General features: G+C 75.3%; 19 protein-coding genes. 12 read left to right on the top strand and 7 right to left on the bottom strand.

All coding sequences use genetic code 11. The features are described 5' to 3' along the window. Nucleotides 1-2: 2 nt before the first annotated feature. Complete coding sequence (gene lysX / locus ACFOVU_RS19535) at nucleotides 3-3419, bottom strand: bifunctional lysylphosphatidylglycerol synthetase/lysine--tRNA ligase LysX (RefSeq protein ID WP_378535687.1); 3417 nt, start codon at nucleotides 3417-3419, stop codon at nucleotides 3-5. A 247-nt stretch (nucleotides 3420-3666) separates the two neighbouring features. Here lysX and ACFOVU_RS19530 point away from each other — a divergent pair, with 247 nt between their 5' ends. From ACFOVU_RS19530 to ACFOVU_RS19505, 6 genes are all read left to right on the top strand, one after another. Continuing rightward, a complete protein-coding gene (locus tag ACFOVU_RS19530; protein WP_378535685.1) occupies nucleotides 3667-4149 on the top strand; it encodes a hypothetical protein in 483 nt (160 codons plus the stop codon). A 731-nt stretch (nucleotides 4150-4880) separates the two neighbouring features. Further along, nucleotides 4881-7214 (top strand): fibronectin type III domain-containing protein, encoded by a 2334-nt coding sequence (locus ACFOVU_RS19525; RefSeq protein WP_378535683.1) that lies wholly within the window; start codon nucleotides 4881-4883, stop codon nucleotides 7212-7214. Then, complete coding sequence (locus ACFOVU_RS19520) at nucleotides 7211-8230, top strand: AAA family ATPase (RefSeq protein WP_378535682.1); 1020 nt, start codon at nucleotides 7211-7213, stop codon at nucleotides 8228-8230. Before ACFOVU_RS19525 ends, ACFOVU_RS19520 begins: the two co-directional genes overlap by 4 nt. Nucleotides 8231-8276: 46 nt before the next feature. Further along, nucleotides 8277-9542 carry a DUF58 domain-containing protein gene (locus ACFOVU_RS19515; protein ID WP_378535680.1) on the top strand — a complete coding sequence of 422 codons (1266 nt, stop codon included), beginning with the start codon at nucleotides 8277-8279 and terminating at the stop codon, nucleotides 9540-9542. A 142-nt stretch (nucleotides 9543-9684) separates the two neighbouring features. Continuing rightward, nucleotides 9685-11967, top strand: coding sequence for a DUF3488 and transglutaminase-like domain-containing protein (locus ACFOVU_RS19510; protein WP_378535678.1), 2283 nt, complete (start codon nucleotides 9685-9687; stop codon nucleotides 11965-11967). A gap of 87 nt (nucleotides 11968-12054) precedes the next feature. Further along, on the top strand, nucleotides 12055-14697 hold the full coding sequence (locus tag ACFOVU_RS19505) for a hypothetical protein (RefSeq protein WP_378535676.1): 2643 nt from the start codon (nucleotides 12055-12057) through the stop codon (nucleotides 14695-14697). 69 nt (nucleotides 14698-14766) lie between these two features. Here ACFOVU_RS19505 and ACFOVU_RS19500 read toward each other — a convergent pair whose 3' ends face one another. The 6 genes from ACFOVU_RS19500 to ACFOVU_RS19475 all read right to left on the bottom strand — a co-directional run bounded on the left by ACFOVU_RS19500 (nucleotide 14767) and on the right by ACFOVU_RS19475 (nucleotide 19112). Further along, nucleotides 14767-15243: a hypothetical protein gene (locus ACFOVU_RS19500; RefSeq protein WP_378535674.1), complete on the bottom strand. Its 477-nt coding sequence runs from the start codon at nucleotides 15241-15243 to the stop codon at nucleotides 14767-14769. A 65-nt stretch (nucleotides 15244-15308) separates the two neighbouring features. Next, nucleotides 15309-15809, bottom strand: coding sequence for a hypothetical protein (locus tag ACFOVU_RS19495; protein ID WP_378535672.1), 501 nt, complete (start codon nucleotides 15807-15809; stop codon nucleotides 15309-15311). 97 nt (nucleotides 15810-15906) lie between these two features. Next, nucleotides 15907-16548 carry a hypothetical protein gene (locus ACFOVU_RS19490; RefSeq protein WP_378535670.1) on the bottom strand — a complete coding sequence of 214 codons (642 nt, stop codon included), beginning with the start codon at nucleotides 16546-16548 and terminating at the stop codon, nucleotides 15907-15909. Between the two features lies 1 nt (nucleotide 16549). Beyond that, nucleotides 16550-17143: a hypothetical protein gene (locus ACFOVU_RS19485; RefSeq protein ID WP_378535669.1), complete on the bottom strand. Its 594-nt coding sequence runs from the start codon at nucleotides 17141-17143 to the stop codon at nucleotides 16550-16552. 65 nt (nucleotides 17144-17208) lie between these two features. Beyond that, nucleotides 17209-18555: a C40 family peptidase gene (locus tag ACFOVU_RS19480; RefSeq protein ID WP_378535667.1), complete on the bottom strand. Its 1347-nt coding sequence runs from the start codon at nucleotides 18553-18555 to the stop codon at nucleotides 17209-17211. Beyond that, nucleotides 18552-19112 (bottom strand): hypothetical protein, encoded by a 561-nt coding sequence (locus ACFOVU_RS19475; RefSeq protein ID WP_378535665.1) that lies wholly within the window; start codon nucleotides 19110-19112, stop codon nucleotides 18552-18554. Before ACFOVU_RS19475 ends, ACFOVU_RS19480 begins: the two co-directional genes overlap by 4 nt. Nucleotides 19113-19472: 360 nt before the next feature. Between ACFOVU_RS19475 and ACFOVU_RS19470 the strand changes: the two genes are divergently transcribed. From ACFOVU_RS19470 to ACFOVU_RS19445, 6 genes are all read left to right on the top strand, one after another. Continuing rightward, nucleotides 19473-20015, top strand: coding sequence for a hypothetical protein (locus ACFOVU_RS19470; protein ID WP_378535663.1), 543 nt, complete (start codon nucleotides 19473-19475; stop codon nucleotides 20013-20015). Between the two features lie 13 nt (nucleotides 20016-20028). Further along, nucleotides 20029-20379 carry a hypothetical protein gene (locus ACFOVU_RS19465; protein ID WP_378535656.1) on the top strand — a complete coding sequence of 117 codons (351 nt, stop codon included), beginning with the start codon at nucleotides 20029-20031 and terminating at the stop codon, nucleotides 20377-20379. A gap of 49 nt (nucleotides 20380-20428) precedes the next feature. Next, a complete protein-coding gene (locus ACFOVU_RS19460; RefSeq protein ID WP_378535654.1) occupies nucleotides 20429-20767 on the top strand; it encodes a hypothetical protein in 339 nt (112 codons plus the stop codon). A gap of 43 nt (nucleotides 20768-20810) precedes the next feature. Then, complete coding sequence (locus ACFOVU_RS19455) at nucleotides 20811-21218, top strand: hypothetical protein (protein ID WP_378535652.1); 408 nt, start codon at nucleotides 20811-20813, stop codon at nucleotides 21216-21218. Nucleotides 21219-21371: 153 nt separating this feature from the next. Further along, nucleotides 21372-23438 carry a hypothetical protein gene (locus tag ACFOVU_RS19450; protein WP_378535651.1) on the top strand — a complete coding sequence of 689 codons (2067 nt, stop codon included), beginning with the start codon at nucleotides 21372-21374 and terminating at the stop codon, nucleotides 23436-23438. 18 nt (nucleotides 23439-23456) lie between these two features. Beyond that, a complete protein-coding gene (locus ACFOVU_RS19445) occupies nucleotides 23457-24923 on the top strand; it encodes an SCO6880 family protein (protein WP_378535649.1) in 1467 nt (488 codons plus the stop codon). Nucleotides 24924-24927 lie beyond the last annotated feature (4 nt).

Genomic DNA, 24927 nt, shown 5'->3' with positions numbered 1-24927 from the left:
CGTCACGTCGTGCCCGGCCGGGCCGGGGCGAACGGCAGCGTCTCGCGGATGGTCCGGCCCGTGACCGCCATGACCAGCCGGTCCACCCCCAGCCCGAGCCCGCCGGTCGGGGGCATCGCGTACTCCAGGTCGCGCAGGAACGCCTCGTCCAGCTCCATCGCCTCGGGGTCCCCGGCCGCCGCCGCGAGCGACTGCTCGGTGAGCCGGCGGCGCTGCTCCACGGGATCGTTCTGCTCGGAATAGCCGGTGCCGATCTCCATCCCGAACACCACGAGGTCCCAGCGCTCGGCCAGCCGCGGATCGGTGCGGTCGCGCCGGGCCAGGGGGGAGGCCTCAGCGGGGAAGCCGGTGTAGAACGTCGGCGCCGTGGTGCGCGCCTCGACCAGCCGCTCGTACAGCGCGACCAGCGCCTCGTCACGGCCCGGCTCCGTGCCCTCGTCCCGCTCTGCCCCCGCTCGTTCGCCCGGAGCTCCCCCTCCTGTCCGCTCGCCACCGCCGGGTGCGGGGGGCAGGGCCACGTCGTGGCGCCCGGCGAGCTCGCGCAGCCGCCGCAGGGGCGTGTCCGGGGTGACCTCCTCGTCCACCGCCGCCGACACCGCGGCGTGCACGCCCGTGACCGGCCAGGCGCCGCCGATGTCGACCTCCGTCGCCGGCCCGTCCGGGTGGCGCCACAGCAGCATCGGGGTGCCGTGCACGGCGGTGGCCGCCTCCCGCACCAGGTCCGCCGCGAGCCGGCGCGCGTCGTCGTGGCCGGCGTAGGCCTGGTAGGCCTCCACCATGGTGAACTCGGGGTGGTGGCGGGGCGAGACCCCCTCGTTGCGGAAGCAGCGGCCGACCTCGAAGACCCGTTCCAGGCCGCCCACGCAGAGGCGCTTCAGGTACAGCTCGGGCGCGATGCGCAGGTACAGGTCGAGGTCGTAGGCGTTGAGGTGGGTGGTGAACGGGCGGGCGTTCGCGCCGCCGTGCACGCGGTGCAGGACGGGCGTCTCGACCTCCAGGAAGCCGCGCTCCGTGAGCGAGGCGCGCAGGGCGGCGGTCACGGCGCTTCGCGCGTGCAGCAGCGCCATCGTGTCGGGCGTGAGCACGAGGTCGATGGGGCGGTGGCCGTGCGCCCAGGGGCCGCGCCGATCCCGCCGTTTCGCCGGCAGCGGGTGCAGGCACTTGGCGGTCAGCGTCCACGTGCGCGCCGCCACGGACACTTCGCCGTGCCGGCTGGTGACCACCTGGCCGCGCACGCCGACGTGGTCGCCGAGGTCGACCTCGCCGCGCCACCGGCGCATCCCGGCCGGGCCCAGGCCCTCGGCGGTGAGGAGCAGCTGGAGGTCGCCGCTGCCGTCGGTGAGGGTGGCGAAGCAGACCCCTCCGTGGTCGCGGACGAGGGTGACCCGTCCGGCGACCGCCACTTCGTCGCCGGTGCATTCGTCGGGGCCGAGCCCGGCGTGGCGCCCGCGCACGGCCGCGCAGGTGTCGGTGCGCGGGAACGCGGCCGGGTAGGGGTCGCGGCCGGCCGCGCGCATCGCGTCGGCCTTGGCCAGCCGTACCCGGGTCTGCTCGGGCGGCCGGACCCCCTCCCCCTCCGCGACCGCCCCCTCGGGCGCCGGAGGCGCCACCCCCTCCGGGGGTGGGGCGGGCCGCTCCCCGCCGGGGCCCGCCGCGCGCTCCCGGCCCGCCGGGGCGGGGCGCGGCTCGCCGCGGCGCAGCAGGTCCCCCGGGCTCGGCACGAACCCCTCGGCGATCCCGGAGGCGAGCGCCACCGTGGGCAGGTCGCGGGCCTCGTCGAAGCAGACGAAGCGCGGCACCCACTCCGGGCGGAACTTCACGTTGGACCGGTACATCGCCTCCAGCTGCCACCACCGGGACAGGAAGAGCAGCAGCCGGCGCCACGCGCGCAGCACCGGGCCGGCGCCGATGCGCGCCCCCTCCTCGAACGCCGACCGGAACACAGCGAAGTTGAGCGAGACCCGGCTCACGCCCAGCCGGGGCGCGGCGCGCATCAGGTGGGCCACCATGAACTCCACCAGCCCGTTGTCGGCGGTGCGGTCGCGGCGCATGAGGTCGAGGGAGAGCCCGGAGGCTCCCCAGGGCGCGAAGGACAGGATGCCGGCGAGGCGGCCGTCGCCGGTCAGCGCCTCCGCCAGGACGCACCGGCCGTCGGCGGGGTCGCCGAGGCGGCCCAGGGCCATGGAGAACCCGCGCTCGGTCTCGGTGTCGCGCCAGGCGGCGGCCCGGTCCATGATGTAGCGCATCTCCTCGGGCTCGATGTCGCCGTGCCGGCGCACGCGCACCGTGTACCCGGCGCGCTCCACCCGGTGCACCGCCTGGCGCACCACGCGCATGGCCCGGCCGTCCAGCGTGAAGTCCGCGACGTGCAGGACCGCCTCGTCGCCGAGGTGGAGCGCCCGGAGCCCGGCACGCGCGTAGCAGCGGGCGCCGGTCTCGCCGGTGCCCATCACGGCGGGCGTCCACGCGTGCGCCCGCGCCTCCTCCAGCCAGGCCCGGACGGCGGCGGGCCACGCCTCGGGGTCCCCGATCGGGTCGCCGCCGGCCAGGCTCGTGCCGGCCACGACCCGGTAGGCCACCGCCGCCTTGCCGCTGTGCGAGAACCGGACGGACTTGTCGCGGCGGGTGGCGAAGTAGCCGAGGGAGTCGCGCTCCCCATGGCGGTCGAGAAGGGCCCGGACGCGCGCCTCGTCGTCCGCGCCCATGGCGGCCTGGCGGCGCTGGGAGCGCAGCAGTGTGACCACGGCGGCGAACAGGGCGAGCGCCCCGAACAGGCCGAGCGCGAGGTTCACCCAGCCGGGTGCGCTGCCGGTGCGCCGGATGGAGAGCCGGAACGCGCCGCCGAGGACGCGTTCGGCGGCCCAGGTGAACTGGTCGGGGCCGGGCGCGAGGGTGCCGGGGAAGGCCGCGACGAGCGCGTAGCCGAGGCCGGTCCCGATGGCCAGCCCGGCCACGAGCACGCCCAGCGCCCGGCGCGCGGAGGCCCGCTGGACGCGGGCGCGGAACTCGTCGCGGGCCAGCAGCAGCGCGGCGAGGAGAAGGCCGGTGCCCGCCATGCTCGGCACGGTCCACAGCAGCGCCTCTCCCCAGGGCGGGCGCGGCCCGGGACGCAGCACCGTGAGCACTCCGACCAGGTACAGCAGGTCGGCCAGGATGTTGACGGAAAGGTAGGCGACGACGATCCAGAACGCCGGGCGCTTGCGCCGGGCCAGGGCTCCGGCGAGGAGCGCAAGAAACAACGCGTAGGCGAGGTTGCCGGGCACCGGCACCACCACGAGCTCGACGCCGGCGGCCAGTGGCAGCGTGGCATCGCGCAGCCCCGGGAGGAGCGCGCGCAGGGCGCACAGCAGTGCGAGGAGGGACAGTGCCCACGTCAGCAGGGGCGGGATCGCGCGGCGCAGCCGCGGCCCGCGGTGCACAGGGTGTTCGGGGGCTGCTGCGGGTTCGGCGTGTCCTCCGGACCGCGCGGACGCGGAAGCCCTCCCCCTGAAACCCACTTCACACCCTCCGTGGCTTTGTCCTGACTCTAAGCCATCGCTGCCGGATGGTGCTGTTTTCGCCGCGTGGTGTCGCTCCGGGGCGCCGCGGCGGCCCGGCGGACGTTCGCGGGCGGAAATGAGTACGCGTGCTCAGGCACGCGGACGGCGGCGGGGCGAGGATCGAGGCATGACGAATCGCGACGGATCCCCCTCCTCTCCCTCTTTCGTCCGCCTGCTGATGCGCGCCGCGGTCGCCGGCGGCGCCGCGGGCCTGTTCGCCCTTCTGGCCGTGCAGGCCGGCGTGTGGCTGACGCCCCCCGCGCCTGGCGTGGTCGGCGCGAACATCGGGCTGGGCATGCTGGCGCTGGCCGCGCAGCCGGTCGTCGGCTCGCTGCTGGCCTGGGCCGGGCTGCGGCTGCTCGGTGTCCCCTCACCCGGACGGTCGGCGCTGGTCGCCGTGCCGTTCTACGTGGCCTTCCTCTGGCCGCTGATGGTGAGCGATGCCGCCGCCACCCTGCCGTCGGCGCTCGACAGCACCGCTGCCTGGATGCTCTCCTACGCGGTGGTCGAGGGGGCCGTTCCGATGCTCCTCGCCACCATGGCGGGCACGGCCTGCGTGCGGGCCCTCACCCACCGCCGCCCCACCGGGGCGGCCACGGAGGGGTCCTGATCTGCTCCTCCACCGGGGAACCGCCGGACCTCCCCGTCACGGCCCCGTCCAGTGGTGCCGCCGCTGATAGCGGCGGCACAACGCGGTCGGCGCAGACGGACTCGGCGGCGGTGACGAACGCGGACGCCAGTACACCCGCTGTCGCCAGGACGGCGGCGAAGCAGAGGGCGCGGAAGGCGCGCGGGCCCGGAGAGTGAGGGCGGGGCGTCGGCGCGTTCTCCATGGCCACGACGGTACGGAGGCGGGTGGAGCGGCCGCCAGGGTCCGCGGATGTGCTTCGGCCGTGGTGCGGGCACCACCCCGCTGCGGGCCAAGACCCGGGGACCTGAAGGGAGCCGTCTTGGGGCCCTCGTCGACGTCCCCCGGACGCGCCCTCCCGCGTCCCGGACGCGCGAAATGGGCCCCGGGCGACCGGCGAAACGTGAACGGAAGAATGGCGACCGTATTTCCGGCGGCACTCTTCGTCACATTCGCAGGAAAAGGCCGGGGGCCGCCGTTGGCCACATGCGGCCCGCCGCCGACCGGCGTGCCCGTCCGCACAATGCCGTGAGAAGATCTGATATCCGTCGGCCGGGCCCCAGGACACGCCTCCCCCAAGGGTTCCCCGCAGACACGGTGCGCCGCATCCGCGGAATCGCTCTCCCTGTCCTTCGGCCGCGCACGCGCGAACCCGGCCGCACCGAACCGTCGTCATGCCGTGGCGCATGCTGCCGAGTCATGGAGGGGGAACAATGCGCGGTCGTATCGCCTCGGCGCTCGCTGCAATTCGCAGAACCGCCTCCACGACCACGATCGCGACCCTTTCCCTCGCACTCGCGTGCACGCTCTTCGGGGCGGGCGCACTCGGCGGCGCGGTGCGGCTCTCCGACGGCCAGGTGTGGCTGTGGAGCAGCCCGGTGGGCGAGCTGTCGCGGATCGACGCCGACGACGGCCGGGTGGACCTGACCACCGAGGTCCCGGAATCGGCGGGCAACAGCGTCGAGATCACCCAGACCGACGACCACCTCATCCTGCACGACCTCGACACCGGGCGCATGACGTCGATCGACCTGAGCGACATGGCGTTCTCCGGGCGGCTCGACCTCGCCCCGGACGACGACCACGGCGTCTTCCTCGACGGCGACCGCGGCATCATCGTCGACCGGCGCGAGGGGGAGGTGCGGGCGATCGACCCCGCGACCTTCACCGCGACGGGAGAGGCGCTGAAGCTGCCCGCGCCGCTGGTCGGCGGCGGCTTCGACGCGCAGGGCACGTTCTGGGTCGGCGCCCCCGGCCAGGGGACCGTCACCGGCATCCGGACGGCCGATGGCGCCGCTCGCGCCGACACCTCGATCGGCGTCGCCGACCCCGCCGACGACGTCGTGCTCACGGTGCGCGACCAGGGCCCCTTGGTGGTGAACCGGTCCGACGACACCATCACCGAGGTGCGCGGCGGCCGGACGGCCGAGGTCGCCTCCCCGGTCGACCTGTCCGATGCCGTGGTCCCGCCGACGATGCCCGGCGGGCTGGTCGCCGTGACGGTGCCCGGTGCCGATACGGTCCTCACCCTCCCCGGCCCCCATGACGGCGACGGGGTCGCGGCGCTGCCGGCCGAGGGGATCGGCTCCGGCATCGCGGTCCCCTACGAGGGCCGCGTCTACCTGCCGGGCGGCGACGACCGGGTCCGCGTGTTCGGCGCCGACGGCGCCGAGACCGACCCGCTGGAGGTCCCCGGCGGCGAGGGCCCCATCGGCCTGGAGGCGCGCGAGGGCCACCTGTTCGTCAACTCCCCCGGGTCGGGCGCCGCCCTCGTCATCGGCCCCTCCGGGGAGGCCGTCGAGATCGACAAGTACGCGCCGCCCCCGGGACCCGGCGGTCCGCCGTCGGGTGCGCCCGAGAACGGGCAGCCCGAGGGGCAGGGGCCGCAGGCGGAACCCGGCGACGGCGCAAGCCCGCCGGCGGGTCCGCAGGACGGCGCGGCGGACGAGCCCGAGGAGGAGCCCGGGCGCCCCGCGATCCCGCCCGATCTGGACCCCGGAACCGAGCCCGAGGGCCCCGTGGAGCCCGCGCTGCCCGAGCCCTCCGGCCCGCCGCCCGGAACCGGCCCCGGCGACCTCCCCCTCCCCGTGCCCGGGACGGGCTCCGCCGGCACGGGCACCCCGGCCGGCTCCAGTGGCACGGCGGGCCTCGGCCCGGTGCCCGGCGCCCCGCTCCCGGTCACCGCGTCCGTGGAGGGCGACCGGGTGGCGGTCGCGTGGCAGCCCGCGTACTCCGCCTCGCCCATCACCGGCTACGCGGTGAGCTGGGAGGGCGGGAGCACCACGGTGTCCGGCGACAGCACCGGCACGGTCATCGACGGCCTGCCCGAGGGCGTCGCCGTCAGCTTCCGCGTCCAGGCCGCCAACGCCCACGGCTACGGTGCCGCGGCCGTCTCCGAAGCGGTCGTGGCCGGCGAGCAGGCGCCGCCGACCCCGGAGGACGTCGACGTCGCGGTCACCGGCGCCGGGTCGGCGCTGCTGTCGTGGAGCGCCGCGCCCGGCGCCCACGACTACGCCGTGACGGGCGCGGTCCCGGACACGGCGACCGGCGGGAGCCGGATCACGGTCTACCGCGCGACCTCGGCGACCTCGATCACCGTGAGCGGGCTCGAACCGGGCGGGACCTACACGCTCGCCGTCGCCGCCCGGACCGAGGGCGGCGCCCAGAGCACGGCGGCCGCGGCCCCGGCCGTGACCCTGCCCTACCTCGACGCCCCGGACCGGGCGTGGGCCGAGGTCCGCGACGACGGCACCATCGCCGTGTACTGGCGGCCGGTGGCGGGGGCGGCGAACTACCTGGTGTCCCCGGCGGGGTCGGGGCTCCAGCAGGTGACCGTGCCGCACGGCGAACCCGTGACCATCGACCGCGAAGAGTTCCAGACCGCCGTCTTCCAGGGCGGAGGCGGCCGGTGCCATTCCTTCACCGTCCAGGCCTCCGACGCCGCGGGCCGCACCGGCCTCACCGGCGACCGGACCGGGATCGTCTGCGAGGACGGCGCCGAGCGGCCCGTGCGCCACAGCGCACGGCCGGAAGGGGATCACCAGTGACGACCATCGACGCCGGCGCCGATTCCAGGGGCGCGGCGGGGCCCACCCTGTCGACCACCGAGGCGGCGGACCACGGCGCACTCATCGGCCGCCTCACCGCCGCCATCGGCTCCGCGGTCGCCGGCGCGGCAGGCACCGTGCACCTGGCGGTGGTGGCGCTGGTGAGCGAGGGCCACATCCTGGTCGAGGACGTCCCGGGCGTGGGCAAGACCCGGCTCGCCCGGTCCCTCGCCGCGAGCGTCGGCGGCGACCACCGCCGCGTGCAGTTCACCCCCGACCTGCTGCCGTCCGACCTCACCGGGGTGAACGTCTTCAACCAGGCCAGCCGCGAGTTCGAGTTCCATCCGGGCCCGATCTTCGCCAACGTCGTCGTCGCCGACGAGATCAACCGCGCGGCGCCCAAGACCCAGTCCGCCCTGCTGGAGGTGATGGAGGAGCGGCTCGTCACGGTCGACGGCGTGCGCTACAGCGTGCCCGACCCCTTCCTCATCGTCGCCACCCAGAACCCGGTGGAGTCGAGCGGGACCTTCCGGCTGCCCGAGGCGCAGCTCGACCGCTTCCTGCTCCGGCTCTCACTCGGCTACCCCGACGAAGCGGCCGAGATGGCGATCATGCGGGGGACCTCCCTGCCCGCGCCCGAGAGCCTGGCGCCCGTGGCCGACGCCGCTGCGCTGGCGGCCGTCCGCGACGCCGTGCGGCGCGTCCACGTCGCCGACTCCCTCTACGGCTACATCCTCACCCTGGCGCGCGCCACGCGGAACCACCCCCACCTGCGGCTCGGCGTATCCCCGCGCGCGACAGCGGCGCTCGCCCACGCCGCGCGCGCGTACGCGCTCTCCCGGGGGCGCGCGTTCGTCATCCCCGAGGACGTCGACGCCCTGGTGGCCCCGGTGTGGGCGCACCGCCTCGTCCTGACCCCCGACTCCCTGGTGAGCGGGCGTTCGGAGGCCGGGATCCTCGCCGAGGTGGCCGCCGCGGCGCCCGCCCCGCAGCCGGAGCAGGCGGTGAGCCGCTGATGCGCGCCGCGCCGCCCCGGGCGGCCACCACCGCCTGGGGGTGGTGATGCCGACGAAACGGGGCCTGCTGGTGGCCGCGGCGGGGCTGCCGCTGCTCGTCGCCGGGGTCCTCCTGGGCTACCGCGAGATCGCGCTCGTGGGCGCGGTCGCGCTGGCCGCCGTCGCGGCCGCCACGGCGGCCGTCCGTATCGGCCGCCCCGCTGCGGACGCATCGGTGCGGCGTTCGCTGCCCGTGGCACGTACCGGCGCCGGGACCGAGGTCGCGGTGCGGGTGACCGTGGAGGGCGCCGGCCGCGGGGCGCTCCTGCTGCGGGAGCGCGTGCACGCGGGCGGCGACGAGCGGTGGCTCGGCCTGACCCCTTCAGCGGGGGCGCCCGCGGCCGCCGGACGGGTACACGCCGCCTACCGCGTCGAAGCGTCCCGGCGGGGCGTGGTCGAGCTGGGCCCCCTCCGGGTCGAGCGCACCGACCCCTTCGGGCTGGCGTCGGCGGGAGGGCCGAAGGGGGCGGTCACCCGCCTCACCGTCCACCCACGCTGGCGGCTCCTGCGCGCACTGCCCGCCCGGCACGCGGCGGCGCCCGACGCGGCCCTGGACAACGGGCGCACCGGAACCCTCACCTTCCGGTCGCTGCGCGGCTACGTCCCCGGAGACGACCTCCGGCACATCCACTGGCGCAGCACGGCCCGGCACGACCGGCTCCTGGTGCGCGAGTACGCCGACACGGCCGAGTCACGGATCACCGTCCTCCTCGACGACCGGGACGACCACAACGGGCCCGATGCCGCCGAGGCGGCCGAGGCCGCCGGCACATCGGATGCCGCTGAGGCCGTCGGTGCCGCTGAGGCTCACATTTCCGCCGGTGCCGCCAACACCGCCGATGTCACCGACGCCGCCGAAAGGCTCGACGCGGCGGCCGAGGCCGCGGCCTGCATCCTGGCGACCGCAGTACACACCGGTGTGCCGTGCTCCCTCGCACTCGTGAGCGGCGCCCACGCCGACGACCGGTCGGGGCTGCCCGCCCTGCTCGACCTGCTGGCGGCCGCCTCCCCCACCTCCGGCGCGAACCTGGACGCCGCCCTGCACTCCCTGCCCCACGGACCCGCCGGCGGCGCGACCGTCCTCGTCGGCCCCACACTCACCAGCGGCGAACTCCAGAGGTTCGCGGCCCTGGGCGGCCACGGCACACACCTCGTGGCCGCCCTGGTGGGCCCCCACCCTCACCCCGAACCCCGGCCCGGAGTGACCGTGGTGTCGGCTCCAACCGCAGCGGAGTTCACCCACACGTGGGACGAGGCCCCATGGACACACTGACCCTCAGGAGCCCTGAACCCCGGTCCGCCCGCGCCATGGAAACCTTCACCGCCCACGCCACGCTCACGGGATCCACCGCGACGAACCGACCGGTGCGCGCGGATGCCGCCGCGCCCATCGCCCGCACACGGGACGAGGCGCCATGGAGACGCTGACCCTTCGGAGGTCCGGGCCTGCCGCCTCGCCGCCCACCCTGCCCGCTCCAGCCGTCCGCCGCATGGAGCCGCTCGTCGCCGGTGCGGCGCTCGCCGGGTCGGTCGCTGCGGGCGGGGTCGCCATGGCGTCGGCCTACGCCTCCCCGCTCGGGGCCGGAACGGTGTTGTTCCTCGCCGCGGCGGCGAGCGTGGCGCTGACCCTGCTGCTGCGCTCGCGCGTCTCCTCCTTCGCCGCGCTCCTGGCCGGGACGCCGATGGCGCTGCTGGGGATGGTCGCCCTCGCGGCGTGGGCGCCGGGCTCCGCCGGCGGCCCCATCGCCGACGCGCTCCGGGCCATCCCGCTGTCCGGGGGCCGGATCCTGAGCAGCCCGCCACCGATCCCGGTCATGGTCGACACCCTGGCCTTCCCGGCGCTGGCGACCTGGCTCGGCGGCGCCGCCGGAGCCCTGGCCTGCGCGTCCGGCCGTATCCACGCGGCGCTGCTCCCCGGCCTGGTGCTGCTGACAGGAGCCGCCGCCGTGAATGGGGCCCCACCGTCGGGCGTCGCGGCCGCGGCGGTCCTGCTGTGCTCCGATGCACTCCTGCTGGCGGTGTCGTCGGCCGCCGGCCCCACCGCCGCCGTCGAGACCAGCGGCGTGCGGGTCGCACCGGATACGCGCTCCCGCGAGACCGTGAGCGGGCGGGGATGGGCCGTCCGCCTCGCCGCCTGCGGCGCCGCAGCGGCGCTCGTCGCCACCGCGGCGCCGCCGGTCCTCTCCGCGTGGCGGGCCGACCCCTACGACCCCCAGAGCGGCGCCGTTCCCGCCGTCGCGCCCCTCGACGCACGCAGCCCGCTCGGGTACCTGTCCGTCTGGGCGGCCAACCCCGATACCCGCCTGCTGACGGTGCGCAGCAACCGGGTCGTGCGGCTGCGCTGGGTCGCGCTCGCCGACTTCACCGGCACGACCTGGCAGCCCGAGGCCGCCTACAGCACAACGGGCCGCCTGCTGCCGGACCCCGATCCCGCCCCGCCGAACGCGAGCAGGCAGACGGCGACGGTCGACATCGACGCGCTCCCGGGACCGTGGCTGCCCGTGGTGGGCTCGCCCCGGTCCCTCGGCCTGCCCGGCGCGGGCTACGACCCGGCGTCGGGGACCGCCATCGCCCTCGACGGGGAGATAACGGGGTTGAGCTACGAGGTCAGCGGCGACGTCGCGCACTGGCGTCCGGAGGAGCTGGCGGACCTGCGGCCGCCCTCGGACCCGGGCTTCGACCGCTACCGGTACCTGCCCGGCGAGCTTTCGCCCCAGATGGACGCCGTCGTCGATGGGGCGACCGCCTCGGGGACCCCCTACGAGCACGCGGTGAGCCTGGCACGGTACCTGCGCACCGGCTACACCTTCGATCCGGAGGCACCCGGCGGGCACGGGCTCGCCGACCTCGGACGCCTGCTGGTCGAACCGGGTCAGCAGGGCGGTGGCGGGACCTCCGAGCAGTTCGCCAGCGCGTTCGCGGTCCTCGCGCGCGCGGCCGGGCTGCCGAGCCGCGTCGCCGTCGGCTTCGACTCCGGGACGCAGAGCGCAGACGGCGAGTTCACCGTGGCCACCGGCGACGCCATCGCCTGGGGCGAGGTCTACTTCGACGGCGTGGGCTGGGTGCCGTTCGACGTCACGCCCGGGGGACGCGAGGGGGGCGGCGACCCGGGCGAGCCTTCCGCGCCCGCGGGGACGGAGGACGGGCCGGGCCCCGTCTCCGAGGAGCCCGAGAGCGCACCGCACGACATCGCCTCCCCCGTCCGGCCCGATGACAGCGGGGCGGTCGCGCCTGCGCTGGTGGCGGGTGTCGCGGCGGCCCTGGTCGTGCTGGCGGTGGTGATCGTCGCCGCCCTGCGCCTGGGCCGATCCCGGCGCCGGCTGGCTCCGGGGCGGCCCGCTCCCGACTCCGTGCTCGGCGCCTGGCAGGAGCTCCGCGAGGCACTCGCGCTGGCGGGAACGGGCCCGGGCAACGGTGCCACCGTAACCGACGTGGTCAAGTCGGCGGCGCAGGCGGACCCGACCGGTGGGGGCGCCCGGCGGCTGCGCTACCTGCACCGTTCCGTCAACGCCGTGGCGTTCGGCGCGGCGGGGAACGTCACCGACGAGGCCGCCGTCAAAGCGGCGGAGGAGGTCCGCGCCTTCGTTCGCGACCTTCGAGCAGGCCAGGGCAGGATCCGGCGCTGGACGTGGTGGCTGGACCCGCGGCCGCTGCGGAACGGCGAGCCGACGAGCGAGCGGAGGCGGCGCCGCCTCTAGCCGAAGGCCCCGTCCGCGGGGCCGTTGAAGCAGCAGAGTGAGAAGGCGAGCGTGACCAGTGGGCGGGACCTCTGAAGGGGGGAGACGATGACAGCCGGTCGGGACACGCCCGACGTCCCCGGATACCGCATCACGGAGCTGCTGCGGCGGACTGCGGGCATGGACCTCTACCGGGCGCGGGCGGAGGCGACGGGCGGATCGGTGCTGGTCCGCATGCCGCGCGGCGCCTCTGAGGCTCCGGTTCCCCACCTCGTCATCCGGGATGAGCGGCCTGATTCCCTCGGTGCGCTGCTGGAGAGCCATGGGGCGCTTCCGGCTGAGCGCGTCGTGGCGGCCGGCCTGGCGGTCGCGGTCGAACTGGAGCCGCTGCACGAAGCGGGGCTGGTGCACAACGGCATCGCTCCGGGGACGCTGCTGTTCCGCGGCGGCGCCGCCGAACTCGCGCCGCCCCGCGTCCCCGCCCTGCGCTCGGGAAAGCCGTTCCCCCCGCTCGTCCTCGACGAGGCGGCCACCGCACACCTCCCACCGGAGGCGTTCGACAACGGCCTGGCGACACCGCGGTCGGACGTCTACCGGCTGGCGTCCACGATGTGGACACTGCTCACCGGGCACGCGCCCGGCAACGGCGGCCCAGGTGCGGTCGCCACCGGCGACGCGGCGGGCAAGGGTGGCGACCTCGACCAGGCCGGGACCGTCGCCGCATTCACAACCGGCGCCGCGGACGGCGCCACCACCGAGGCCACCGGCCCAGCGATGCCGCACGCGCTGGACCGGCTCCTGCGCCGGGCCATGGACCGGAACCCCCGGAACCGCCCGGCCGACGCGGGCTCCTTCGCCCGGGCACTCGCAGACCTGGACGCCGCCGACGGAACGGGTCGCCCGGAGGCGACCGAAACTGGCGGGTTCATCGGGGCCACGCCAAGTGCGGACGCCATCCTTGACAGGCGCCTCCACGGGGATGCACGCGAAGATCCCGGCAGGGAAGACGGCGCGACCGCCGAGGCCACCGGCGCCCCGATGGCCGAGTGGACGTCCCCGGCGCCCGTCGCCCCGGAAGGCGCCGACGAGCCGGTCGCCGCGCCCATGGCCGAAGAGCCGCCCATCGCGGAGGCGACCTACGACAGCGATGCGTCGACGCCCGATTCGGGAGAGGGATCCGCCGCAGCATCCGCCTACGCGGACGCCGACGCTTCCGTGGCCGCGGAAGCGGGCGCAATGCCCTCGGCTCCCAGTCCCGTGGACGTACCCGCGGACTTCCTCGTGGAGGGCGTGGACGGCGCGAGCGAGGGAGTCGCCGACACGACGGTGATCGGGGGGACTGCCTCGGCGTTCTCCGGCTCCGCGGAACCGACCGCCTGGCCTCGCGTCGGGCCTGACCCCGTTGCCGACGAGGGCGCCGCCGTCAGCGACCCCACCACGCAACACGAGGACCCGCTCCCCAGCGAAGCACCGCTCGGCCCTCGTCCCGGCCACGAGCCCCCGGCCGCGCCGTGGCCCGCTCCGGACCCGGCCGCCCCGGCGACGGCCTCCCCGACGAACGACGGCGCCCATGCGGCGGATGCGCCCGCCCCTGTGCAGGACGCCCCCCCGCTGAGCGTCACCGGCCCGGCCGCCCCTTCTGGCGGCATGGGCATGGACCACGGACTCGACGACGACCGAGCAGAAGCAACGCTGCCCACCCCACCGGCCCCTGCATCGGCCTCCCCCGAAGCCGACCATGGCCCGGCAAGCTCTCGCGACGCACGGGTGGACGGGAGGGAGGCGGGCGCCGATGGCGCCCCGGTCGATCGGCAGCTCGCCGCCCCCACGACCGATCGCGCGGGGGCGGAACGCACAGTCGACGCGGCGGCCGCCGGGATCGGGACCGCCGCTCCGCAGGGTCCGGGTACGGCTCTCTCGCCGGCGCTCTCCAGCGGCGACGGACCTGCGCCGGCCGGGGCCTTCGGCTCGCTGTCCGACCCGGGCGGCCCGCGCGCCGATACGGCGGCACCGAGCCGCCCGGACACCGGGCGCACTTCGGCGGCTCATGGCGGAGGCGACGACCGCGCGGCCGATGCGACGCCTACCGACGACGACCTAGGCGAGGCGACCGGTACCGCGGAGGCCGGACCCCGCGAGGTGTCCCCTCGGGTGGCCGGAGCGGATGCCGGGCTCTCCCCGCAGGTGGCGAGCGTGGGTGCCGCCGCTGACTCGCTCTCTGCCGCCGCGGCCTCGCCCTCTGCCGAGGGCGCCTCCACCGCGGTCGGCGACTCCGCCGGCAGCGGGCTCGGGCGGGTGGTGTTGACCGCTGTCCTGGCCGCGAGCCTGGTCATCGCCGTTCTCGGGGCCGTTGCGCTGGCGGTGGCCTGGTGGAGTGCGCCGCGGGCCGGCGAGCCTCCCGTCGCCGAGACGACCGCCGAGGGGCCGTCGCCCTCCTCCGGGGTGCCGCCCGCTGCGGCGGAGAACCCGCGGTGGGCGCCCACAGGCGTGCGGATCCAGGCGGACACCCTGGACACGGTGACCCTCTCGTGGACCGACAATACGCAAGGCCGGGCGTCGTTCCACATCGTGGGCGGCCCGGTCGGAACCACCCCCGCGACCATGGCCGAGGCCGAGGCGCTGGGCACTCAGGTCGAGATCACCGGGCTCAACCCGGCGTTCGACTACTGCTTCACCGTCGTGGCCGTCCTCAGCGTGGACGAGGTGGCCTCGTCGCAGAACATCTGCACCAGCCGGTTCGCCGAGGCGTAGCCGAACGGGCGGAGCGGGCCCGGGGCACCCGCCTCTCCACGGCGGGGGCCCCGGGCACCGGCACCCAGGTCAGGTGCGGGCCACTCTGCGCGACTTGTGACCGATCGTCATCCCGTAGGCCGGGCGTTCGGGTGCGCTCCCGCCGTCGGGCGACGACGCGCTGACCAGGCCGTCCACGAGCTTGAGGGGGCTGTCCCAGGCGAGGGCCAGGCCGTTGGAGCCGGACTGTCCCTGACCCTGGGAGTCCTGCTGCCCGTTGTCGAGGTCCAGATCGAACTCCCGGCGGCGGTCGTTGCCGTTCCCGTCCTTGCGGTTGCGGCCGTTGCCGTCCGGGACGTCGGGCGCGTCCTTGCGGGGCTTGCCTCCTCCCAGCCCGCCCTTGCCCTTGACCTGGACGATCTCGCCGTTGGCCGGCTCGATCTCCCCTTTGCCCCCGCCGATGCCCTGGAAGGCGTCGGCGTAGGCGTCGCGCTCCCGGCCCTCGCGCCGGCTGGGCAGGTCGAACTCTTCGAGGATGGACCTCGCTGACTGTGCCGCTGTGGCCACGGTGTACTCCTTTCACATGCTGGTCGCAGGCCGGTGTCGGCCCCGCCGGGTTCGGATCCGCGGGGTCACGCCGTCAGGACGCCGTCCCTGCGCGCCGCAGGGTTCTTGTCGTCGCCGCTGGTGGCCGGGGCGATCGGCCGGAACGCCGCCTGGGTGACCTCCCCGTTGTCGCTCCCGCCGCGGCCCCCCTTCTTCCCGGCGGCCGACGCGAGGGCCTTGATCGCCGCGGTGAACAGCCCGGCGACGGCGTCGAGCCCGAGGAGCCCGCCCAAGCCGCCGGTCAGCCCGCCCAGACCGCCCAGCAGGCCGCCGCTCCCCTTCGACGGACCGGCGAGCCCCTTCGTGTCGCCGCCACCGGCCAGCATGTCGAAGGCGCCGCCGGCGAACCGCTCGGCAGCGGTGCTCGCGGCCTCCTCCCCCACCTCCTTGGCGCCCTTCTTGAGCAGCTCCTTGCCGACCTGCTTCCCGGCCTGCTTCGCGCCTTCCCTGACGAGCAGCCTGGCCCCCGCCGAGACGGCGAACCTTGCGGCGATGCCGATCCCGATGCCGATGAGTGGTAAGGGCATTCCTGGTCCTCCCTGTCACTTCCCCGTAGTCGTCGGTCGTCTCCCATGCCCCGCCCCCGCCCCCTTCTTCGGTGCGGGGCCGGGCGTCCATCCCGCCTCAGTAGCGGAACGAGACGTGCACGTGGTCGTAGTGGTTCTGGGTGTTGCTGCCGCGGTCGCCCATCGCCCGCCAGCACGTCGGCGGCGCCGACCCGACGGTGGACTCGTCGGGGCACGGAGCGTCGCCGGCCGTCGGGTTCCAGATCCGCTGCCGCCAGATGACGTACTTGACGCCCATCTGCTCGTGGTGCGTCATCAGCCAGCGGGCGAGCTCGTCGCCGACGGCGTTCTCGGCCTCGGTGCCCCGGGTTCCCTTGACGTTGGTCATGAGGTCGCACGCCTGCCCGGTGCCGTGGTCGGGCGGGCCCGCCCGGTAGCAGCCGCGGAAGTCCGGGCGGTCGAACTCCGGGAAGTTCGCGACGATGCTCTCGTAGGCCTTGCAGGTCAGCTCGGTGGTCTGGCCGACCGGCCCGCAGGGCACCATTGCGCCGCCGGGCGTGATGTCGCTCGCCTGGTAGGCGATGTCGCCCGAGCGCGCTCCCGAGGCGCCGCCCCCGGTCCCCGCGCCGTAGGTGTCGGCCGCCTGTACCCCGGTGACCAGGGCGAACAGTGCCGCGGCGGAGAGCGCCATCCCTCCGCCCAGCCCCATGCGCCCGGCGTCGCCGGGCCGGGAAAGGCGGGGGAAGCGGAACCGTCGCATGTCAGATGCGCCCCTCTCCCTGCATGGATGCGATGTCGCGGGTGTCGGTGACCCCGACGACGCGCCACTCGCCGCCCGCCCGGTAGAGCGAGACGTGGAAGGCCCCCAGTTCCAGGGGCTCCCGCCCGCCCGTTCCCGCGTCCTCGGCGCGCAGAGCGAGCTCGAAGGTGATCGTCTCGGCGCCCACCGCGACGGCCTCGACGGCCTGGGCCTCCCCCGTTGTCGGGCGGCCCCACTCGGACAGCCGGCCCGCCGCCTCCCGGGCGGCCGAACCCTCGGCGGCGATCACGTCCGCGTACTGCGGGTCCGCGGTCTCGGCGATGCGGTCGGCGTAGGCGTCCTCCGGCTCCGCCGGGTCGAACGTCCCGATGGCCCGCCCGTGCTCGGCCGCGACCGCCAGCGCGTCCTGGAACTCCGCGTCGGAGACGGGCAGCAGCTCGGCCATCGACGTCGCGCCCGGTCCGGCGGGGGCGGCGGGCGGCTCCTCCCGCCCGCCGGCCAGCCGCGCCAGGGCGACCGCGGCGAACACCGCCACCACGACCGCGACGACCGCGATCACGACCCGTTCGCGGCCGGGCGCCAGCAGGTCCCGCATGTCGCTGCCTCCTTCTCGTGTGAATGGGGGTCGTCCGTTGCCCCGGCCGCCGGGACCGTTGGCCGCTACGTGGGCTGCGTTGCTGTTCCGGATCCCGCATCGGCGGGGAAGAGGTGGGAGACCCGGATGACCTTGCGGATCTCCGACTGCGGCCACCGGCCGGCATCGAACTCGTGCTCGTGGATCTGGTCGGCGCGGGGCACATCGGAGCTGTAGGCCTCGACCACCGTGAGCCGGCCGCCCTGGCGCCCGGTGACCATGGACACGTGCGACGGCATGCCGTCGCCGCCGCGGCCGGAGAGGATCAGGTCGCCGGGCCGGGCCTGGTCCAGGGTGATCTCCTGGGCAGCGTCCATGGCGAACAGGGTGCGCGTGGTCCAGCGGGTGGCGAGGTGCTCGGCCGGCAGGCCTGCCGCCTCGTAGGCCCGCCACAGCAGCCCCGAGCAGTCGTATCCCGCCGGGCCGTTGCCGCCCCAGATGTAGGGCTTGCCGACCTGGTCGCGGGCGTACTCGATGGCCTTGTCGACGGCGGTGCCGTTCACCGCCGGGTCGGCGCAGTCGCCCTTCACCCCGTTGGGGGGCGCCACGGTGAAGTCCCCGCTGCGGTACTGCGCGGCCTTCGCGCTGACCGCCACCTGGTAGGCGCCGCCCACACCCGAACCGTGGTAGCGGCCGACCGCCCATTCGAGGCTGCGGCCCTGGTCCATCCAGTGGCGGAGGAACCCCGCCGCGGAGTGGACGGCGTCGGCGGGGTCCCAGACGTTGACCCGGCCGTCGTCGTTTCCGTCGATCCCGAACCACTGCCCGTTGGCGCCGGGCGCGGCCGTGCGCTCGCCCGCGGGCTGGTCGGCCTCCCCGCCCCACGTGTTGCTGGCGTCGCCGAGCGGCCCGCCGGTCGCGCCGGTCTCGGGGTGCTTGATGCCGAACTGGAGCGGGCCCGCGGCCCCCGCGGGGTTCGCGGTTCCGTACACGATCCCGGTCGGGAGCCGGCCCAGGCCGCCGTAGGCCGCGGTGTCGGGGATGCGGCCGTGGTTGGTCTCCCGCCAGGACAGCCCCGCGACGACCTCCCACGGCACGTCGAACCGCTCCCCGGCGTCCCGGGCGTACTCCAGGAAGTTCTCCGGGATCGAGTCGGCGTCCGCGCCCCCGGTGTACCCGCCCAGCGAGGTGGCGCAGCCGCCCGAGCCGCCGCCCCCTCCCGAGAGGCCGAGGTAGTCGAAGACCTCCTCCCCGCTCACCACGACCAGGGTCGACCCCATGAACAGGGACGTGGCCACGCTGTAGGAGAGCGCGTTGCGCCCCAGGTCGCCGAGGCGGGCGCGGCGCAGGCGCGCCCACGCGGCGCGCCATGCGCGCGCGGGCGCGGGGCCGGGTGCGCGGGCCGGGCCGGGCCCGGCGCCGCGGCCTCTCACGCGGCCCCCGGGTCGCCGAGTGCCGCGTCCTGGACCCCGTTGACCCGCCACCCGTCGCCGGTCAGGGTGAGCCCCACCGCGTACTCGCGGGGCTGCTCACCGCCGTCGCCGGAGGCCGTGCCGACGCGCACGATGCAGGTGACGCTGCCCTCCGCGAGGTCGCGGATGCCGGTCGTCTCGGCGGCGCTCCCCGCGCCGCCGCCCTGGGGCGACGGCGCCCCCTCCGCAGGCGGAACGGCTCCCTCGGCGGCCAGCAGGTCGGCGTACTCCGGGGTGGCCAGGCCCGCGAGATCGTCCGCGCTGTCCCCGGACCCGCCGAAGTAGGCCGCTGCGAAGTCGTCCGCGACCGCGACGGCGTCCTGGAGCTCCTCCTCCGAGTGGGGGAGCAGCGCCGCGACGTCGGTGTCGCCCGCCCCCTCCTCCCCCGGTGGCGAAGCCGCCGGTCCGGCGCGGTCGTCCGACAGCCGTACCACGGCGAAACCCACGGTCAGCGCGACGATGGCGATGGCGGCGATGAGAAGGACGGCCTTCTTCGGGGTGTCGTTGAAATCGTGCACGCTCGCCTTTCCTCGGATCATCCGCCGCCGGCCGAAAGTCTCCTCAACGGGCGCGGGCGGCTGACGAGGGCGTACGTCGCACCGAAAAGGGTGGACGGTCGCATTCCGTGCCCGCCGGGGTGACGGCTCGGGCATCGCATTCGACCCCTGGACAACCCCGTCCCGTTCCATTTCGGTACCAAACAAAAGTGGCCGGATCCGGCCACTTCTTCTCTCTCGGGAACGGACGGAAACGACCCCATCCAGGTCTATCTTCTAATACGCATTGCCCAGGAGCACCGATTCGGCACTTACCGAAATCGGCCGTTAACACTCTGTCCCATTCACGGCGCTACGCGCCTACCCGAGGAGGTGACCGTCATGGTCGTGGCATTCGGCCGACGCCTCACCCGGGACCCGGATATCCGCGATGGTGCGACCGGGGCGCCGGAGCAGCGCCCCGCCTCCGACGCCGTGCTGCTGGGCTGCCACGGCGGCGCGGGGACCAGCACGCTCGCGGCGCTCCTGGGGACTCCGTGGGAACTCGGCGGCCACGCGCCGGGGCTGGAGCGCATCGAGACGTTCGGCCGCCCGCTCATCCTGGTGTCCCGCGACAGCGCCCCCGCGGTCGCCAGGGCGGTCGAGGCCGTGACCGCGGTCGTCGACGCCGGGGCGACGGTCGCCTGCCTGACCGTCGTGGCCGACGGATCGGGCCCCGAACCGCGCGAGGCCAGCGTCCGCCTGCGCCTCATCGAGGACCGGGCGCGCCGGATCGTCCGCTTCCCGTTCATCGCGGCCCTCAGATACGCCGATACCGCGGACCTGGACAAAATCCGGCTCCCCAGGAAAGCCGAACGCGCCTTGGCGGAGATCCGCGACGCGCGGCCGGACGGCGAACCGCGCGGCACCCACCGAACAGAATGAAGAGGGGATGTCCATGAGCCTGCTACTCGCCGGATTCACCAAAGCCCAATTGTCGATGGTCACGATTTTCAATACGGCGCTCAACAGCGATTACGACTGGGACAACGGCGTCCAGATCCCCAATGGCGCGGTCGACTCCATCAATACCCTCTTCTCCTGGGGGCGGGGCGTGGTCGTGGTCGTCGGCATCGTCGGCGTCCTGTTCTGCGCGGGCAAGATGGCGGTCGGCAAGTTCGGCCGCTCCGACCTCGCGGCCGAGGGTGTGGGCGGCCTCGTCTGGACCGTCCTGGGGATCTCGCTGATGCTGATCGCCGGACCGCTGATCATGCTGCTGCTGCCCGGCGCCACCGGGGCCGACATCTGACGGCGCCGAGGCGGGGGAATTGGACGTACTGAACGCATCGATGCCGGTGATGAGCGCCTTCACGCAGGCTGCCGAGGCGGCCGCGGGGCTCCGGGCCGCCGTGGTCTGGAACCCCGATCCGCAGCTCCCCTCGGAGGTCATCCCGCCCATCGAGCAGCTGCTCGCGTGGGGGCGCGGCATCATCGCCGTCGTGGGCGTGCTCGGGGTGCTGTACTGCGCGGCCAAGATCGTGGCCGCCAGGGGCGGGCGGGCCGACCTCGCCGCCGACGGGGTCAGCGGCCTGGTGTGGACCCTGCTGGGGATCTGCCTCATGCTGATCGCGGCCTCGGTCGTGATGATGCTGATCGCACCGCCCTCACCAGGGGATCCGGGGATCGTCCCCATTTGATCCCGCAGATGATCCCGCAGACCGCGATCCGGCAGGTGGCTCCATGAACATCCAAGCGGCGCTCGGCCTGGCCGCGCGCGCGTGCCCGGCCGACGTATCGGAGGACACGTGGGACACGTGCGGGAACACCCTCCTCGGCTGGATCATGGGCCTGGGCGTGGTGATCGCGATCATCGCGATCCTGATCATCGCGGGCAAGATGATCCAGGCGAACTTCACCGGGGACCCGTGGATCGCCGCGCGCGGCATGGGCGAACTCCCGTGGGTCACCCTGGGGATCGTCCTGCTCCTGGTGGCGGCTCCGCTCGTCGCCCTGCTGTTCAGCGGCGCCGAGGTCGAGGAGGAGCAGTCCGTCTGGCAGGTCTACCTCGAGGAGAACGTGCCCGAGCCCAGCCCGCGGGACACCGGCGACCCCTCGGACGGCCCGACCGACGACTCCCGGCCCGTCTAGCGCCGGCCCCGGGTTCGCCACGATTCCCGCAGCACGCGTTCCGCGAATTCCCCCGGATCCCCCTCCCCCTTTTCCGGTGAATTGCGCCCGCGCCCGACGGCGCCGGCTTCACGATCAGGAAGCACGATGGCCCTAGAGGACATACACGAAGACGTGGGCGAGTTGATCGCGCCCGCGATCGAAGGGATTTTCTGGATCCTCTGGGAGAACCCCGCGGTGGACAACACCACGGACCTGGGGGCCAGCGAGGGAATTTCGGCGTTCCAGGACCTCGTGTTCCCGGTCGTGACGCTGCTCGCGACGGCCGGGCTGATGGTGGCCGCGATCCGGCTGCTCTGGTACCGCCGCCTCGACCCGATGATGGACACCGTCAAAGGGTTGCTGATGCTCGTGTTCACGACCTTCGCGGGGATCTTCATCCTCCAGGGGCTCGTGGACTTCAGCAAAGGGCTGGCGCGCTACCTCCTCGACGAAGGCGTGGCGGCGGACTTCGGCGAGGCCCTCGCCACCGACCTCATGAGCATCCCCGAGGGCGCCTTCCTGACCGGCCCGTTCCGGCTGCTCATCGGCGTGATCATCGGGATCGCCCTCGTCGTCGGCGCGACCATCCAGATCGTGGCGCTCTACTACACGCAGGGCGTGATCTACATCTGCGCCGCCGTGCTGCCGCTCGCGGCGAGCGCCGCGATGCTGCCGGGACCGGGCACGACCATCTTCTCCAAGGTCATGGGGTGGCTGATCGGGTCGATCCTCTACCAGCCCGTCATCGTGCTCATCTACGCCCTGGGGTTCGTGTTCTACACCGAGCCCCGCCAGGATCCGGACGGGATCTTCCAGTACTTCCTGGGGGTCGCTCTGATCCTCATCGCCACGGGTGCCCTGCCGATGCTGTGGAGCCTGCTGGGCACGGTCGCCTCGAAGCTCACTGGCGGCGCGGTGGCCTTCGGGGCCGGAGCGGGCAGCGGCGGTGGCGGAGGCGGCAGCGGAGGGGGAGGCGGCGGTGGCGGAGGCGGCGGTGGCGGAGGCGGCCGCGGCGGGTTCTTCGGCGCCGGCAACGCTGCGCACACCTCGGGCGCGGCCAACCGCGCGGCCGCGGTGAGCCAGGGGCTGCCCGCCGCGACCATGGCGGCATCGGGCGGCGGAGCGGCGGCGGCCATGGGCGCCTCGGCGTCCGGGGGCGCGGGAGGCATCACCGGGGGCGGTTCCGGAGGCGGCCTGGGGGGCGGCTCCGGGGCGGGTCCCGGCGGTTCGCTTCCGGGAGCCTCGGGCGGCGGTCAGGGAGGTGGCCAGAGCGGAAGCGGAACGGGCGCGTCGGCCAGCGGAACGGGCGCGCCCGGCGGCTCGCCGCTGACCGAGGCGGGACGGTCCGGCCCGGGAGCGCAGGACGGCAACGGCGCCGGCACCGGTCCGGGCGCACAGTCCGGCACGGCCCGGCCCACCGGGACGGTCCAGCCCGCCGGCGCCGCACAGCCCGGCGGCTGGGGCGCCTCCGCCGCGTCCTACCCGGGAGGCGGCGGGTCCACCGTCACCGCGGGGCCCGGCAACGGGGCCGTGCCGTCGGGCGCGGGCCGACCGGGGGGCTTCGGCGACGGCACGGGCGGCGCAGGCATGCCGACGGGCACCGGCCCGGGCGCGCAGCCCAGCGGTGCGGCCCAGCCCGGCGGCCCCGGAGCAGGCGCGGGCGGAACCGGTGCAGGCGGCTCCGCTCCGGGCGGCCCCGGAACCTCCTACATGGGCATGGGCGGCGTCGGCGGCGGTGGTGCCGGTGGGGGCGGCGGCGCTCCGGCGCCGTCGGGCGCGGCCCCCGCTGCGTCGCACGGCACCGGATCCGCCCCGGGCACGGGGTACGGCGGTCCCGGTGGCCAGGCGCCCGCGGGAGCGGCCCCGGCCGGCGGCCGCGGGACCGGGGCGGCCCCCTCACCGGGGCAGGGCGCCGGCCCGGGCTCCCCGGCGCCGTCGGGCGCGGCCCCGGCGGGCGGCCACAGCGGGACCGCCTCCCGCAGCGGCGGCCCCGCTCCGGGAGGCGGCGGAGGCAGTGGCGGCGGAGGGGGGTCCCCGGCGCCGCACCCGTCCGGGGCGGCTCCGGCCGGCGGCGGCGCCGCACCCGCACCCGAGGTGGCCGCCGATGCTCCCGCGCCCGACGGGGCCGCGGGCAGCGAGCCCGCCCCGCCCACCGGTGCGGGCCCCGGCCCCGATGACCACCCGCACGGCGCGATCTAGCGCGGAGAGGACCCGGAAATGGCACAGCGAACCTATGGCGGATGGCGCCGCAAGCGCAGCATCGGCCTGCTCGGGCTCGGCTTCACCTCGACGATGGTGCTGCTGGGCTGCCTCGTCGTGCTGATGGTGGTCGCCTCGATCGACCAGCGCTACGCCGCCTACCTCGTCCCGCCACTGGTGGTGGTCTTCGGGCTGGCGCTGGTCCCGGTCCAGGGCCAGTCGCTGCTCAGCTTCGCGCTGACCCGCATCCGCTGGTGGTGGGCGACCGTGCGCGGCCGCACCCGCTACCGCGCGGGCGTGCTCACCGAGCACCCCCGCGCCTTCCAGCTGCCCGGAGTGCTCGCGCCCATCACCCTCCTCTCCGCCGAGGACGGGCGCGGCGGCCGGTTCGGCCTCGCCTGGAACCGGCGGCTGGGCCACATGACGGCCACGATCCTGGTCTCCTCCAACTCGGTGTGGCTGGCCGAGGAGGGCGACGTCGACACCTGGGTCGCCAACTGGCACAACTGGCTGGCCGGTCTCGGCTACATGCCCTGGGTGCCGTGGATCACCGTCACCGTCGAGTCGAGCCCCGACCCCGGCGCGACCCTGCGCGACCAGATCACGGCGGCCGTCGACCCCGCCTCCCCCGAGCCGGCCCGCCGCATCCTGGGCGACCTCGTGGCGCTCGCGCCCGCGGTGAGCGCGCAGATCGAGACCCGGATCGCCGTCACCTTCGACCCGCGCCGCTTCCCCACCGCCCCCAAGGGCCGGATGGAGGCCGCCGCAGAGGTGAACAACTTCCTCAACCAGATCGAGGCGGGCCTGGGCGGGTGCGGGGTCAGCGTCGTCGGCCGGGCCACCCCCGAGCAGCTGGTCGCCACCGTCCGCAGCGCGTTCGACCCGGCGTCGCGCGGCACCATGTCGCGGATGCTCGAGGGCGGCGAGGGCGGCATCGAGACCGCCAACTGGTCCGAGGCCACCCCGGTCGGCGCCGAGGCCATGCACGACCACTACGTCCACGACAGCGGGGCCAGCGTCGCGTGGATCTGGCAGCAGGCGCCGCGCACCCACGTCACCAGCACCGTCCTGTCGCAGCTGCTCACGCCCACCCGGTGGACCAAGCGGACGACGCTGCTGTTCCGCCCCTGGCCCGCCGCGTCCGCGGCGCGCGCGCTCGAAAGCCAGAACACCGCCGCGCAGTACAAGAGCGAGATGTCGGCCCGCCTGCGGCACCGGGTCAGCGCGCGCGACAACCAGGACCTCGTCTACGCGCGCCAGGCCGCCCAGGAGGAGACCATGGGCGCCGGCCTGGTGCAGATGAGCCTGTACGCGTCGGTCACCGTCGACGACCCCGAGGAGCTCGACCGCGCGGTCTCGCACACCGAGTCCTCCGCCGAGACCTCGCGCATCCGGCTGCGCCGGGCCTGGGGCAGCCAGGACGTCGCGTTCGCCACCACCCTCCCGCTCGGGGTGTGCCCGCCCTTCCTCGCCCAGCGCAACTGACGAC

Source organism: Nocardiopsis sediminis (genome assembly GCF_042650565.1).
In the GTDB taxonomy this organism is placed as follows: domain Bacteria; phylum Actinomycetota; class Actinomycetes; order Streptosporangiales; family Streptosporangiaceae; genus Nocardiopsis_B; species Nocardiopsis_B sediminis.
This window is presented reverse-complemented; position numbering and strand designations above follow the sequence as displayed.

Excerpts from the sequence above, each read along its gene's own strand:
- ACFOVU_RS19530 (WP_378535685.1), top strand. The coding sequence starts at position 3,667 with ATGACGAATCGCGACGGATCCCCCTCCTCTCCCTCTTTCGTCCGCCTG.
- ACFOVU_RS19525 (WP_378535683.1), top strand. The coding sequence starts at position 4,881 with ATGCGCGGTCGTATCGCCTCGGCGCTCGCTGCAATTCGCAGAACCGCC.
- ACFOVU_RS19515 (WP_378535680.1), top strand. The coding sequence starts at position 8,277 with ATGCCGACGAAACGGGGCCTGCTGGTGGCCGCGGCGGGGCTGCCGCTG.
- ACFOVU_RS19510 (WP_378535678.1), top strand. The coding sequence starts at position 9,685 with ATGGAGACGCTGACCCTTCGGAGGTCCGGGCCTGCCGCCTCGCCGCCC.
- ACFOVU_RS19505 (WP_378535676.1), top strand. The coding sequence starts at position 12,055 with ATGACAGCCGGTCGGGACACGCCCGACGTCCCCGGATACCGCATCACG.
- ACFOVU_RS19495 (WP_378535672.1), bottom strand. The coding sequence starts at position 15,809 with ATGCCCTTACCACTCATCGGCATCGGGATCGGCATCGCCGCAAGGTTC.
- ACFOVU_RS19490 (WP_378535670.1), bottom strand. The coding sequence starts at position 16,548 with ATGCGACGGTTCCGCTTCCCCCGCCTTTCCCGGCCCGGCGACGCCGGG.
- ACFOVU_RS19485 (WP_378535669.1), bottom strand. The coding sequence starts at position 17,143 with ATGCGGGACCTGCTGGCGCCCGGCCGCGAACGGGTCGTGATCGCGGTC.
- ACFOVU_RS19470 (WP_378535663.1), top strand. The coding sequence starts at position 19,473 with ATGGTCGTGGCATTCGGCCGACGCCTCACCCGGGACCCGGATATCCGC.
- ACFOVU_RS19465 (WP_378535656.1), top strand. The coding sequence starts at position 20,029 with ATGAGCCTGCTACTCGCCGGATTCACCAAAGCCCAATTGTCGATGGTC.
- ACFOVU_RS19460 (WP_378535654.1), top strand. The coding sequence starts at position 20,429 with ATGAGCGCCTTCACGCAGGCTGCCGAGGCGGCCGCGGGGCTCCGGGCC.
- ACFOVU_RS19455 (WP_378535652.1), top strand. The coding sequence starts at position 20,811 with ATGAACATCCAAGCGGCGCTCGGCCTGGCCGCGCGCGCGTGCCCGGCC.
- ACFOVU_RS19445 (WP_378535649.1), top strand. The coding sequence starts at position 23,457 with ATGGCACAGCGAACCTATGGCGGATGGCGCCGCAAGCGCAGCATCGGC.